9 protein-coding genes are annotated in these 14,173 nt (G+C 47.0%); 4 read left to right on the plus strand and 5 right to left on the minus strand.

The features are described from left to right. The first annotated feature begins 86 nt into the window (after nt 1-86). The 3 genes from ACR6HW_RS03165 to ACR6HW_RS03175 all read left to right on the plus strand — a co-directional run bounded on the left by ACR6HW_RS03165 (nt 87) and on the right by ACR6HW_RS03175 (nt 7,624). A complete protein-coding gene (locus ACR6HW_RS03165; protein ID WP_455729722.1) occupies nt 87-6,017 on the plus strand; it encodes a DUF4430 domain-containing protein in 5,931 nt (1,976 codons plus the stop codon). Between the two features lie 159 nt (nt 6,018-6,176). After that, nucleotides 6,177-6,773: a TetR/AcrR family transcriptional regulator gene (locus ACR6HW_RS03170; protein ID WP_455729723.1), complete on the plus strand. Its 597-nt coding sequence runs from the start codon at nt 6,177-6,179 to the stop codon at nt 6,771-6,773. Then, complete coding sequence (locus ACR6HW_RS03175; RefSeq protein ID WP_455729724.1) at nt 6,770-7,624, plus strand: EFR1 family ferrodoxin; 855 nt, start codon at nt 6,770-6,772, stop codon at nt 7,622-7,624. The genes ACR6HW_RS03170 and ACR6HW_RS03175 overlap by 4 nt, the downstream gene beginning before the upstream one ends. On the opposite strand, the gene ACR6HW_RS03180 is transcribed toward ACR6HW_RS03175, so the two are convergent. The 3 genes from ACR6HW_RS03180 to ACR6HW_RS03190 are packed head-to-tail and all read right to left on the minus strand — an operon-like array spanning nt 7,581 to nt 9,976. Beyond that, a complete protein-coding gene (locus tag ACR6HW_RS03180; protein WP_455729725.1) occupies nt 7,581-8,000 on the minus strand; it encodes a hypothetical protein in 420 nt (139 codons plus the stop codon). The two genes, ACR6HW_RS03175 and ACR6HW_RS03180, sit on opposite strands and share 44 nt — an antisense overlap. Before the next feature lie 4 nt (nt 8,001-8,004). After that, nucleotides 8,005-8,544 (minus strand): LytTR family DNA-binding domain-containing protein, encoded by a 540-nt coding sequence (locus ACR6HW_RS03185; protein WP_455729726.1) that lies wholly within the window; start codon nt 8,542-8,544, stop codon nt 8,005-8,007. After that, entirely contained in the window at nt 8,510-9,976 is a 1,467-nt protein-coding gene (locus tag ACR6HW_RS03190; RefSeq protein ID WP_455729727.1) for a nitrilase-related carbon-nitrogen hydrolase, read from the minus strand. Before ACR6HW_RS03190 ends, ACR6HW_RS03185 begins: the two co-directional genes overlap by 35 nt. A 200-nt stretch (nt 9,977-10,176) precedes the next feature. On the opposite strand from ACR6HW_RS03190, the gene sstT reads away from it, so the two are divergent. Then, on the plus strand, nt 10,177-11,421 hold the full coding sequence (gene sstT / locus ACR6HW_RS03195; RefSeq protein ID WP_455729728.1) for a serine/threonine transporter SstT: 1,245 nt from the start codon (nt 10,177-10,179) through the stop codon (nt 11,419-11,421). Nucleotides 11,422-11,740: 319 nt separating this feature from the next. Here sstT and ACR6HW_RS03200 read toward each other — a convergent pair whose 3' ends face one another. Both ACR6HW_RS03200 and ACR6HW_RS03205 read right to left on the minus strand, forming a co-directional pair. Next, nucleotides 11,741-13,003 (minus strand): GGDEF domain-containing response regulator, encoded by a 1,263-nt coding sequence (locus tag ACR6HW_RS03200; RefSeq protein WP_455729729.1) that lies wholly within the window; start codon nt 13,001-13,003, stop codon nt 11,741-11,743. Nucleotides 13,004-13,018: 15 nt separating this feature from the next. Continuing rightward, the gene (locus ACR6HW_RS03205; protein ID WP_455729730.1) at nt 13,019-14,119 is read right to left on the minus strand and encodes a GGDEF domain-containing protein; all 1,101 of its coding nucleotides are present in this window, start codon (nt 14,117-14,119) and stop codon (nt 13,019-13,021) included. Between the last annotated feature and the right edge of the window lie 54 nt (nt 14,120-14,173).

Raw genomic sequence — 14,173 nt, forward strand, 5'->3', positions numbered from 1 at the left:
TTTTCAAGCCGGTTTTTTGTATGTTTAGGCCTTGAAATAAACACCGCGTCCCCCCCTGGAAACAAATATATCATAAGGAGAAGAACATGAAACAACGTAAAGTACTTTCACTAATTCTTGCAGTCGCACTCGTTCTTACCGGTTTTCCACTGGTGCCAAACTTTGCGTCAAACACCAGCCAAGGCGAAGCTCTAAGCAAGCTGGTGACTCGGTACGAATCTTTTGATGGCAGCTACAATGCAACCTACGACTACCTCGAGGCAATGGGACTGAAAAACGCCGGTGTAGATGTGACCACCATACGCCGGGCGCTCACCGTATACGGGGGCCTCAGTTCCCTTTCTAACGGTGCGCGCAATGTAATGGCACTAATTGCGGCCGGCGAAAATCCTGCTGATTACAACGGAAATAATTACGTCCAAATGGTATTAGACGAATGGCCCTCTGAAGAAGACCCCAAAGATTTGGCCCTGGGGATTATCGCACTTGAGATGGCAGAGGCATCGTACGATAAAACCGCTTACGCCAAACATCTTATCGCCACCGGAAAAGAAGACTACAGCGGTGAGTTCGCCTTTGGACACACGTCGTCGTATTGGGACGATTGGGATCAAGAGATGGTTGAAGACTACACGCCGAGTGCCGACTACACCGCCCTCGCTGCACTTGCTCTCGCCTCTCATCGACAAGTTGAAGGCGCTGAAGACACCATTCAAAAAGCGCTTGTCTATTTAGAAAAGCGCATTGAAGACAACGGCTCAATCGAGGGGGACTTAAGTGCTACTGTCTACGCGTTCCAAGCCCTTAAGAAGCTTGGAATCGCCCCTTCAAGCTGGGTCTCAAGCGCCGGCAACACCCTTGAAAATGGAATCATGGCCTGTTACATTGAAAGTGACGGGAGATTTACCAACAGTCCAGGGGGGAGCTATGCAAGTAAACTTGCCGATGGCATCGGTTTAGTCGCTCTAACAGAGCTCATTAACGGAAACAGCGTCTACGATATACGTTATACCCCTATGACTCCACCGACATCTGTCCGTTCATCGCTTGATACTTTAACAGAACTCACTGTGGGAGAATCATTGAACTTTACTGCTTTCGCCTATGACGCAAGCGACAGACCACTGGACGACGTGGTGTTAATCACTTCTGACACCCCTGAAGTGGTCACCGTAGAAAATCAGACCCTCACCGCTCAGCGCGTCGGTACTGCGAACATTATCTTTGGTGTTGAAGGCGCCCCTTCAATAACAGCGCAGTACAGCGTGTCAGTTGTCGCCGGCGAAGGTCTTACGCCAGCACTAAAAACAACATTGCAACAGGAAATTGACTTTTTAAAAGCCAAATACGCCGTCTACAACAACTACGAGTTTTTATCTGCCCCCGCAGCAACTGTATCGGGGATGGACGGCAATCATATCGCTGACAACTTGATGTCTTATTCGAGGGTCAACAACTTAGCGCTGCTGACGAAAACGCTGATTGCTCAACTAGGTTCTTCTTCTGCACCAGTGCTGACAACCGATGAAGGACAAGTTGAAAATTTATTGGAAACACTTCGAGCCGCACAAGTCCAAAACGGTGCTTACAAAGGGCAATTTGCCCTCAGTCCTATGGACTTAAATGATGCTGAGTACCAGGCTTGGGCGATTATTGCCCTCTATATGTCCGGCGCGCCTTATGACAGTACATCAGCAGTTGAAGCACTCGTAACGCTTCTCGATGGCGCGTACAAGTCTTCTGTGGGTTATAAAGCCATACAAACAGAAGGCATTTGCCTCGTGGCGCTAGGACTTTATAGAGATCAAGTGGGCGCTGCCGCTACCAAAGCCGACGCCCTAATCCAATGGCTTCAAAGTCAACAAAACGTCGACGGCGGCTTCGACCTAGACGGCGGTTATTTTTCTAATAGTCCCATGGCTACTGCAAGTGTTGTCCAAGGACTTGTCGCCAATGGCATTAACCCGGCCTACCACCCCAACTGGACTCGAAACGGCAATACGCCACTGAATTCACTGTTAAAGTGTAAATACATTTCCCCTGATCCCAAACTACAAGGGTACGCTAAGAGTGAAGAAAAAATCGGTGCTGACTACAAAGCGACTTACCACGCCTTTGCGGCGTTAACCGATATGGTCGACGATCGTTCGATGTTTGTGCAGTTGCGCCAATCGCCAACAGTTGAAACACCGGGGGTGGCCACACGAATGCTCGTAACCGGCGGTTACACAACAGAAGTCACTGTAGGGAGCATTCAACCATTTCAACCTGTTGCCTTTGACGCACAAGGGCTGTTGACAACGGCTTCTCCGGAAGTTCACGTGACAACGCCTGAAATTTTGTCGTTCTCAAATGGTGAACTTACAGCACTAAAAGCCGGTACAGGAGAAGTTACACTAACCTTGGGTGCACGCACTCAAACTATTGTGTTCGATGTTCAAACGTCGGATACGACAAAACCGGAAGAACCGGATCCGACGCTTGAAGACTTAACGCACCCATTAATCGTCCAAGTAGAAGGCAATAATGAGACACTTTATAACCAAGTCCTCTCTTACACGTATACGATGGCCTCTACCCCTTACGAGGTGTTAAAAGAAGCCGTTGGCGAGGATAACATCACTTACAACGGCAGTGGCGCCGCGCTATTTGTCACTGGTATTTTAGGAGAACTACAAGGTGATAATGACGGTTGGAGCTATAGCGTCCGACGTTTAGATGGGTCATACGACTCGCCGATGATAGGGATTAACGCGCTTAAAACACTGCGAACAGATGAAAATACGCCCCTCTACGACGCCATCGTGTTTTACAAATCACACTATGAAAAAGTGGACGGCGAGTGGCTCATGCACACTAAAGTGCCTACGATTCAGACGGAAGTTAATGGTTTAACTGCAACCTTTACAGTTCTAGACAGCCGAAGTCAGTCTCCCCTACAGAACGTGGAAGTCAAAACAGGGCATACGGTACTTGCCACAACAGACAAAGACGGTAAAGCTACAGTAACCCTCCCTACGCTTGGAGAACACACCCTTAGCTTTTCTAGGTACGAAGACGGTTACGCCACACTCTTAAAAACATTTAAAAAAATAACACTAGCTAACGCGCAAGACAATTGGATACTCCAAATGAGCCCTTTGCCACAAACATTGCGCGTGGGCGAAGGCCACGTGGCTTCAGCTACCGCTTCGAAGGCTTCTGGCGCCTATACCCCCACTCCAGTAGTGACATGGCGTTCAAGCAACCCCGCCGTTGCATCTGTAGATGCCCAGGGGCAAATTCTCGGGCTGAGCGCAGGGACGTGCGACATAGAAGTCGCTTTAGTAGATGCGCCTGAAATAAAGACCACACGTGTCATAACCGTCACAGCAAAGAACAGCACCACAGCCTCCGAAGCCCTAGAGCAGTTAAAAACAACCGTTCTCTCATATGACAATTGGCAGCACGACCTCACTCTTTTTCACCGTATGTTGCAAGGGGCCACTGGCGCGTCCACAGCAGCTTCTAAAATTCGTGTGAACGAGACACCAGCAAATCCGACAGATTTTGCTTCCAATATCATTACTTTAGTCGCAGCGGGACAAGATCCATCTGCCCACAACGGACGAAACTTTATTGCCGAACTGGCCAAATGTCAGCAACCTAGCGGTGCTTTTACAGGGGGCGCAACAACTGAAAATCAAACCATTTGGTCGATAATCGCTCTAGATATGGCCGGTGCTACCTACGATAAAAAAGCTGCACTCGACTATTTAAAAGGACAGCAACAAGACACTGGCGCTATCGGCTACGGTATTGACGACACAGGCATGTACCTTGTCGCATTAGGTGATGATAAAACTAGACAACACGAGCGCGATAAGGCCCTTAACTACCTCGTGAGCGCGCAAGCGGACTCGGGAGCAATTGGAAACCCCTACAGTACCGCATTTGCTCTGCATGGCCTCGTTTATCAAAAGAGCCATGTCGATACGATAGTTATTGAAAAAGCTATGGCCTCACTATTGACGGTTTTTGAAGGCGACCGTTTTAAAGTCGTATCAGAGTACGGCACAGATACAAACCTCATCACAAAACAAGCGTCTCTGGCACTTGCCGAAGGGTATTTGATGCAATCGGCTTTTCAACCGTACGCAAAAATTAACGCGCAGCGCGTTCATGTAGCTAAAACGCGCTATGTCATCGATGTCGGTGAGCAGATTAACTTAAATGCAACCATCGTCAACCCTGACGGTACGCCTACAGCGCTAGAACCAGTTGTCCAAAGCCTCACGCCAAGTATTGTGGGTGTCGCCTCAAACATGGTTTTAAAAGGCAATGCAACAGGATCGGGACGCGTTAAAGTGGTGCATCCGATGCAGCCTGATATCTATACCGAAGTGCATATTACTGTTAAATCTGTGGACACGACGCCGCCAGTGGCACAACATCTCGCATCTATTGGCGTTGACGGACCAAACGGCCCACTTTTATCTCAGTATACTGCCGAGTTTACAGAGGGTGAAAACGTTATGTCCTACACCGAGCGCATCCTTAGAGCCCAAGGACTCGAAGTGATATTAAACGCCAATCGAGATTACATTGTCGGAATTGGTGGTATTGAAGCCTTTGACTATGGACAAAACAGCGGTTGGAAGTACTACATCGACGGCAAAGCGCCTAATGTGGGGGCCGGTCAAGTTCATTTGACAGAAGGCATGCGCATCGAGTGGCGTTACACACGTGACTATACAACCGATAGCGATGAAATTACCACTTCGAATCAAAGACAAAATCGCGTTTTCACAGAGATTTACAAGCTGGTACACAGTTCAGACAACTCTTTAGTCGAAAAATTCATCGGCGTTCGAGAACACTTGAACAAAATCGCAACAGCTGCTGATGAAATAGCTGTAGAACAACAGCTGCTCACTCTGGGGAATAAGGCGACAACTGCAGAACAAAAATCAGCTTACAAGAAAACAATGGCTCAATTTTACACAGACGCTATCGCGCGACAAAATAGCCTCGAACTCAATGGGAGCAATGCGCTACCCGTACAGTTAAGCAACCGCATTTCGCGTCTAACTGCCATTAAAAAACAATTGACAACTTTAGAACTGCCAGTGCCTGGCACCTTGTCGACACTGAAGGTTTTAAGCCTTGACGAAAAGCCTGTTGCGCTTACAGCTCAAACACTTGAAGCGTTTGACCGGTCTGAAATTGATGATCTCGTCGTTGAGACACCGGCAGGCGCTATTCGGTTCAATCAAAGACGACACTTGAATCACCCCCTAGCCGTCCGTATTAACGCGGTCCAATCAGATGCGTTTGATATTGATCTAAGAGATGCTGATTTTAAAGAAAAACGACAATTCGTAGACACACCGCTAAAAGTCACTCTAAAGTTGACAACACCTACTTCTGCTACACCAAATAGATGCCTCTTATTAGTGGATGGCGATAAAGAAAAGCAAATTGGCGGTATCTACGACAGCCGCACGAACAGTATCACTTTTGAAATTAACGAAGGCGGCCGATACAAAGTGGCGCTCTCCGATACTGCTTTTAGTGATGCAAACCTTTTCCCGTGGGCTAAGGCAAGTATTGACAGCCTTGGTTTCAAAGGGCTGGCACTGGGCAATGACAACCGCTACATGCCGGAGAAAACAATATCCGGTGCTGAATTTTTAACGTTGACGTTGAGAACACTGTCAATTGAAACACGCTCTAATGTCGACGGCCATTGGTTTGATAGTGCAGTGAAATCAGGTAAAAAACATCAATTGATTGACGATAGCTTTGAACCGGAAGCGTCTATTACACGAGAAGAAGCGGCAACTCTATTGATAAAAGCGCTTGCAAGCCGCGACTTTTCAGTCGATGTTAAACGCGCTTCTGCACTTGACCACCTACGCGCAATAGGACTTGTAAAAGGTGATGGCAATGGACAACTGCTTTCTGACGTCACACTAAATCGCGCCATGACCGCCGTCCTCATTGATCGGCTGTACACCTATATTATAAACCACTGATAAGCTGTGACACCGTTTTCTAACAAAGATATTTTCTAGCATGCCATGACCTCATGGCTCATAAAAGACCTGCTCTATTTACGAGCAGGTCTTTTTGTGTAATCGAAAAACATTGACCGTTCGGTCGGTTTGTATTATAATGCAATTGAGGTGATTGCTATGAATGAAGACAAACGCATGGTCAAAGGGGCGTCGACGCGGACGAAAATCCTCGATGCCACTCTGGATATTATTGCAAAAGAAGGTTTAAATGCTTTAAGTGCCAAAAAAATTGCCGACGCCGCCGGCATTAGTAAAAGTACCGTGTTTCACCACTTTGAAAAGGTGGAAGACATTACGCTGTCGCTGTTTCAAACACTGTGCGACAACCTGTGTGCCCCGCTTATGCGCATACAGGCCCCATCTTTAGAAGCCTATTTAACCGCAGTTGGAGAAGCGACCTTCTATCAAAGTGAAGCCGCGAGAAAAGCCTATGCGACATTTATGGCCTTTTACAACGCTTCAATGGTGAACCCCCTCTATGGCGACAAGATACAAGTGTCCCTTAACACGTGCGCACAGCTGTTTAAAGATCGCCTGATGGTTTACACGCCATTGGACGACGCACGCGCAGAGGAACTCTCTGAACTCTTGGTGCTCGCTTTAGACGGTCTTGGGATGCACTACGTTATGCGCGGTGACGACGCGCACTTTATGGCCTTGTGGAAGGCACAAATTCAATTGGTGTTAAACACTGTAGAGGAGGTTCGAAGATGACGTGGTCCATTATCTATTTCAGCGGTACCGGCAATACCCAGTGGGTTGCCGAATGCCTTCAAGAGGCACTGGCCAACCGCGGTGAACAAGTGATGCTGAACAGTATCGAAGCACTGCCAGAAGCAGCGCTAAACGCCGACCACCTGCTGCTGGGGTACCCTATCTACGGCTCAAAAGCACCCCGGATTATGGAGGCGTTTCTCCACAATCTCCCTCCGGCACAGAGTGGACAAAAGGTCAGTGTGTTCACCACAGTGGCCTATGCATCAGGTGACGGCCCTGTTTTCTACAAAACACACCTAGAGAACAAAGGTTATACTTTTGTCTACAGCGACGAGTTCAAGCTCTCCAACAACTTTTATATACCGGAGTTTCCAAGAGTTTTCCCCGTAGGTGACGCCGATAAGATAAAACACCGCAACACCAAGGCTAAAAAGCGGTCAGAATCATTTGTAGAAGCTTTAATCGCCAGTAAAAAGCGACTTAAAGGCAACCACTTAGTGGGAAGAACCTTCGGCAACACGCAGCGAAGACATATAGACACCTATATCGAAAAACTCGGCAACACGCTTTACGCTGACAGCGACAGGTGCACAGCCTGCGGTCTCTGCGTCAAACTCTGCCCGGCAGATAACATCGCTCTGAAAGACAACTACATTCACTTTGGCAGCCAGTGCATGGCGTGTATGCGATGCTACCATTTTTGCCCCACTGAAGCCGTCAACATCACTACCGCCAGCCTAGACGCAAAAAAATACCCGAGGTTCAAGGGCGCCACCCCCGAAACCCTCGGACAATTGATTCAAATCAGACGCCACTGCGGCGATTCCGACGCTTCTGAAACGCCATAAGCGCTTTTTTATAGGCGTCTACACGCCTTATAGACAACAGGACGACGGGAATCGTCACGAGGACAATAAGGGCCCCGATGCCGTAAAACACGGGGCTCTTTAACGTGCTCATCCCCGTCGTTAAACAGTTGGCCAAAGTGTAAACACTTAAAACCACCGCATAAGTGCACGCTATTTTTGAGCTGGGTCGCATGTCGTACCTGACCCAAACCACCATGTGGAGAAAAAAAGTGATATGCCCCAAAACCAGCGCCAAAACGATACCGTCTATATAATTGTACCACCTGTGGTTGACGCCCATCCAAGCCCCCACCGATTCGATGAGCAGACCGAGTCCCAAAGCTACTGCAACGGTTTCCAAATAATATTTTTTCATAAGTTCACCTCATCCCCAAGAACGCCTTAAACGTCGCCACGTAATTCTTCGACACCTCAACTTCTGCTTTCGACTGTGAAAAACGGAGCAGCAGGCGCCTGTTAAACCACGGAATAATTTGCACGACGGCGTCGATATTGACGATGTAAAATCGACTCACTCTGATAAACCGGTCACTGGGCAGTTGCGCCTCCAGCTGGTACAACTTTTCTTTCAGCAAGTGGACGCCTGTGTCTGTATGACAGTACGTATTCTGTTCTCTAACTTCAATAAACAGAATGTGCTCCACCCGTATAACGTGGTAGAGGTCGTCCTCCACGCCGAACAACGTCGATTGAACCGATGCCGTATGCGTACTGAGCACCAATGCCGCCGCGGCGTCTATGGTCTTTTCTGTAAAGACGATATAAGGCGGTCTCGCACCACTCATCTCCTCTTCCACTAAGTAGAGCTCCGGAGCGTCGTCAAAGACGACCCCCAGTGCTTCAAAACGTTCTCTAAACAACTTCTCATCGCTTTTGCGACAAATCAACCCCAGTTTCATATGCGCCTCGCTTTTTGCTTTTCTTAACCCATACGATGATTATAACGGCTCCGACTAAATTGAGCAAACCCAAATACGGCGCAATGGTCGGATAAATCGTCTTGACCCCTTGAACGGGAACCTCACCCACCATTGTCCACACCTTGTTGTCATAATGGTTCATTTCCACATACGCCCGTCCAGTGTAATCGGATATCATAGAGAGCCCATTGACGGCTTGTGTCATGACATTCGCGCCGTTTTCAATCCCTCTAAATTGGCCGACAACCGTGTGGTAACGCGCAATTTCATACCAGTCCGCCGATGGAATAAACAACAGATCCGTACCTGCGAGACCGATTTGTGTCATGGTCAATGGAAAATCTTTGTCCCAGCAAATGACTCCTGCCATTTTGCCGTAATCGGTGTCCACCGTCTCTAAAAGGCCATCGCCTTTAACGGAGCCTTCAAACAAGTTGCCACCATACTTAAAATGCTCTGTCAAAACAGTCCCCTCTGCATCGATAATGTACAGCACATTTTGATTGACTTCGTCAAACACATAGGGCACTGTGACGATCATGGCTTCGTATTTCGCCGCCAACTCCGAAAATCTCTCGAGATAAGCGGCTTTGTCTGCCACCGCAATCATAGCCGATGCCTCAGAATGCGAGACAATCTTAGCGCCGTCTTGTAAAAGGGCTTCTGTCGCCTCGTACAAGTCCTCCACAACGCGATCCGAAGCCGCCTTAAACTCAGAACGCTCAGTGGACTGTAGGGACAACACCGTTTCACCTTCTCGGTCGAGAACGTGTACCCCTGCTGCCGGAACAGTTTCAGGATTTGCGCTGTAGTAGCGTATACCGCCTGCTGTCATCGCCACTAGGGTCACGATGCCAAAAGCAATTAGTGGTCTATTGGAAACCGCTTTACCGTGAACCAGTCGCCACGCAATGACACTACCTATCCACGTAACTGCAAAAGTTAAACCGATGGCACCGATGACAGCAGCCCATTGGGCAACAGGCGCCAAACTGATTTGTGAATACCCCAGTAGTCCAAAGGTCCCACTGGGATTAAACTGCATGTTGAGTTGATCCAACAATGTGTAGAACAGGGGAAGGACCAAAGTCGCTGCAAACCCCTTTGTTTTATTAAAAGCCCATTTTTGAAGTATAAACGGCAGTGCGTAGTGCGCACCTGCCAGCGCCGGCATCCACTTTAGAAAAACGACGGGCGTCTCCGGTACGACCCCTGAAAATGCCAATTGATTGCCGATCCCTAGCCCTAGTGCCAGCCACAGCAGGCTCTTTTTATAAGACCAGTCCTTTGTCGCCCAGATGAGCAACGGTACAAATGCCCACGCTGCCACACCATAAAGAAATTTGCCATTACTCAGTATAAACGCTGCAATCCCCAATAAAAAGGCCCCTGTTGTTCGCCATTGTTTCATCTCAATTCCTCCTTCATTTGATGCCTCTATTCTACAGGCGCATTACCCATAAAAGAGCAATTTTAAGCTGAATAGGACGAAGAAAGCGGTAAAAGGGACATTTTTTTAACTTAAAATTCAAAAAAAGGTTGACAATTTATAGCAGATGTCGGATAATGAATTTTAATATTTCTTAACATTTGATAATAGGGAGGTATACAATGAAAAAGCTTGTACAGAAGTGGCGCAGCATCAGTTTGGTTCTGCGAATTATCATCGGCATGGCCATTGGTATTCTATTGGCGCTTTTAATTCCGGATGTGGCAAAGCCCATCTCCATTTTAGGTGTGCTCTTTGTCGGCGCCTTAAAGGCCATTGCACCGATTTTGGTCTTCTTCCTCGTGTTGTCGGCCATCGCACAACACAAGAGTGGGCACAAGAGCAATATGAAGGCCATTATCGGGCTCTATCTGCTCGGTACATTTTTAGCCAGTGTCGCAGCGGTTGTCGTCAGCTTCGCCTTTCCGGTGACGTTGACACTTGTCGCCGAGGCAACAGACATCGCGCCGCCGCAAGGGGTGGTCGAGGTCCTAAAGACCTTGCTTATGAAACTCGTCGACAACCCGATTAACGCGCTGTACAGCAGCAACTACATCGGTATTTTAATGTGGGCCTCCCTTATGGGTATCGCTATGCGAAAAAGCGCCGAAAGTACAAAGACACTTTTTCAGAATGTCGCCGACGCTTTGGCACTTATCGTCGTCTGGGTTATCAACCTCGCACCATTTGGCATTATGGGCTTGGTATTCGATGCCATTACAACAAACGGCCTAGAAACATTGCTCAGTTATGGACATCTCATTGCCGTTCTCGTGGGGACGATGTTCTTTGTCGCCCTCGTTATGAATCCAATTATCGTGTTTATCAAAATCAGAAGAAACCCGTATCCGCTCGTTTTTAAATGTCTAAAAGACAGCGGCATCACAGCATTCTTTACAAGAAGCTCTGCTGCGAACATTCCCGTTAATATGGAAGTATGCCGTGAGTTGAAACTCGATCCCGATACCTATTCCGTTTCGATTCCCCTTGGCGCCACCATCAACATGGCCGGTGCCGCAATTACCATTTCCGTCTTGACTCTGGCCGCGGCCAACACCCTTGGCGTGGAAGTCGACCTCGCCACAGCCTTGTTGCTCAGTGTCCTTTCAGCAGTGAGTGCATGTGGTGCCTCAGGTGTTGCAGGGGGCTCTCTGCTACTGATACCACTTTCGTGTAGCCTCTTTGGCATCCCCAACGACATCGCTATGCAAGTTGTCGGCGTCGGCTTTATCGTCAGCGTTATTCAGGACTCTTGCGAAACCGCGCTCAACTCTTCTACGGACCTCCTCTTTACCGCCGCCGCAGAATTTGGCGAATGGCGCAAAGAGGGCAAACCCATCGTCTTTCACAGCAAGATGGATGTTTAAACGCCATCACATCTCTCTTCTATACTTGAGCGCTTATCTTCGGATAGGCGCTTTTTTCTATTGAGTCTTAGGATTCAACGCCTATTTCTACAAAAATCAAAAAAAAGAAAAGTGCGGACGTTCTGGCGTCACGCACTTTTTTAAGAAAAAGAGTTCCGGGCGTTTGAGATAGCTTACGCCTAACGATTGAGTCATAAACATAGTGAAAAGCCACTTCACTATTGCATCGAGGGGGTATTCATGAGTCATTTCGTTTAAGAAGGTTTAGCACCCGGAATCTTTGACTTAACACAATTAAGTTTGCCGTTTTTCGGCGGTGTTACCCTTGGTACTCAATACGGTTCTTGCCTTTCGTTTTTGCCAGATAGAGCCGTTTGTCCGCAATTTTAATCGCTTCATCCACCGACTCCGTACCGACGATACAGGCGCCGCCGCTTACAGTGATGCGAAGGTCTTTTACATCGAACTCAATGGCCTGAACCCCTGAAAGTATCTTCTCGCCAATCGTCACGACAGCGGTTTCTCTACACTCGGGGAAAATCAGTAAAAACTCTTCGCCACCATAACGCGCCACTGTATCTGATGCGCGTACCATTTGGCTCAGCGCATGTGCCACATCCTTGAGAACCAAATCGCCCATAGTATGTCCAAATCGATCGTTAATTGACTTAAAATCGTCAATATCAATAAGCATGATCATCAGTTTTTTCTTGTACCGTTTGGCCCGCGCCATTTCCGTTTTAAGCTGTCTAATGACATAGCGGCGGTTATAGAGCCCAGTGAGCACATCTGTCAGCGCCATTCTTTTCAACGCTTCATTTTTCTGCGCCAATGTGCGCACAGTTTCCAGATACCGCATCTGAACCCTGAGCCTTGCAATAAACAAATTGGCATCAAAAGGTTTCATAATATAGTCGTCGGCACCAGTGAGTAAAATAGTCGACATCGTTTTGTAATTGCTGACAGTCGACATGATGACCACAACCGACTCTGGCGATTTTTGCTTGATTTTAAACAGCAGGGCCTCACCTGAGACACCAGGTAAAATCAAGTCGATAATGTATATGTCGTATTTGATCTTGGCGTCGATTAACTGCTCGGGACGACTGTAGTAATCCACATCGGTTATCTGAGCCAGAGTAAAAATTCTGTTGATAAGTGAAAGGGTCAGTTCACTGTCGTCTAGGACGGCAATTTTAAACGGCATCACATCGTTCTTCATTTCATTGAACATCTTAAAGTACGTCTTCATCAGTTTGTCATCTATGCAGCCTTTTACAAGGTAGTCCACCACGCCCAGATTGTAAATGCGCTCCCTCAGTTCTAATGAATCTGCCGACGTGAGAATGAGCACCGGTATGTTGCTGTAAACCGAACGATTGAGTTTCTTGATAAAAATTTCACCGTTAAAAGCCTCCAACTCTATTGCTGTAACAATCATGTCTACCGACGTTTTTTCAAGCAGTGAAAAGGCCTTCACTATAGAGTTGGCACCAGTGTATTTGTTGCCTGAGGATTCCACAATGCCCTTGAGCCACGTCTGTACGAGTTTAGAAGTTTCTAAATGTAAAATCGTTAACATTAAAACGCCCCCTAATTACAGTCTCGTTCTAAGCGCCATATCTGGCATCGTGAAAATACCACTGTTCCTAGTGTATGACTTGCTGCTCTTATAGCTGGATTTCGCGCGATACATCTCAGCGTCGGCTCTCTTAATCATCGTTTCTCGATTGCTATCGGCATCAAAATAACTGGAAATACCGAAACTTAAAGACAGACTCAACCCGCCTAAATCGGTCTCGAGACTAAGTGCTGTTTCCAATATATTTAGAAAGATGTCTTTAGTCACCACTTCATTTGGAAATAAAATGATGAACTCATCTCCCCCTATTCGATAAATGTTGTCGTTTGGCGTCATCGCCCGTTTGAGAAACTGTGCCACTTGCGCCAGTACTTTGTCCCCAATCATATGACCGTATTGGTCATTAATCAGCTTAAAGTCGTTTAAATCTATAAAGACAATGGAAAAATCTCTATCGCTAAACCTCGAGTGATGAATCGTTTCATCGAGATCTTTGTAAAAGGCGCGAATGTTCTTTATTTTTGTTAAAGCATCTCGGTACATATTGTATTGCACGCGCCCAACCACCCTTCTATACCCCTTTACTTGGGACAGCACCGTTAAAAGCAGAGCGTGGTAAAACAAAATCATCAGCATTAAGCTGTAGTAGCTGACATTGGGTCTAATGGTATCCCTTACAAAGTAATCTATTAGCAACAAGACGTCTCCCAAACAAAAAAGGAGAATCAAGTGGCGGCTCTTTAACTTTTGTGACAATATGATGATATTGAGCACCATGGTCGCTAGATAGAAAGCGACAACCCCTTGGTTGCGAAAACTGAGAACACTCCAAAGGATACTAAAAACTGCAAAATTGTACCCGACGAGAATCGCAATTCTCTTTTCTGTAGCACCGTGCCGCAATAGGGTATTTAAGTAAGCAAAGTAAAAAAAGAGGTTCAATAATTGGTAGAATGCCACTCGGTAATTTTTTAAATAGAACAACATATAAATCAGTGTAAATAAAGAAGCCACAATGCTGGCACATAAAAATGCCATCATCGCCATCATTTCGATATAATATCCCTCGTCTTTTTTCAAAGGTTTTTTAATCGCTTCGTGAATTCTCGAAAACATATGCATCTCCTTTGCCGCCTGTGTTATTGTGACTTAATTTCAAGTGGTATTTAT

This window comes from Fusibacter sp. JL298sf-3, assembly GCF_053842995.1.

Bases quoted from the DNA above. Each gene is read 5' to 3' on its own strand.
- ACR6HW_RS03180 (WP_455729725.1), bottom strand. From the start codon at position 8,000: ATGAAAAAATATTATTTGGAAACCGTTGCAGTAGCTTTGGGACTCGGT.
- ACR6HW_RS03185 (WP_455729726.1), bottom strand. From the start codon at position 8,544: ATGAAACTGGGGTTGATTTGTCGCAAAAGCGATGAGAAGTTGTTTAGA.
- ACR6HW_RS03175 (WP_455729724.1), top strand. From the start codon at position 6,770: ATGACGTGGTCCATTATCTATTTCAGCGGTACCGGCAATACCCAGTGG.
- sstT (WP_455729728.1), top strand. From the start codon at position 10,177: ATGAAAAAGCTTGTACAGAAGTGGCGCAGCATCAGTTTGGTTCTGCGA.
- ACR6HW_RS03170 (WP_455729723.1), top strand. From the start codon at position 6,177: ATGAATGAAGACAAACGCATGGTCAAAGGGGCGTCGACGCGGACGAAA.
- ACR6HW_RS03200 (WP_455729729.1), bottom strand. From the start codon at position 13,003: ATGTTAACGATTTTACATTTAGAAACTTCTAAACTCGTACAGACGTGG.
- ACR6HW_RS03165 (WP_455729722.1), top strand. From the start codon at position 87: ATGAAACAACGTAAAGTACTTTCACTAATTCTTGCAGTCGCACTCGTT.
- ACR6HW_RS03205 (WP_455729730.1), bottom strand. From the start codon at position 14,119: ATGTTTTCGAGAATTCACGAAGCGATTAAAAAACCTTTGAAAAAAGAC.
- ACR6HW_RS03190 (WP_455729727.1), bottom strand. From the start codon at position 9,976: ATGAAACAATGGCGAACAACAGGGGCCTTTTTATTGGGGATTGCAGCG.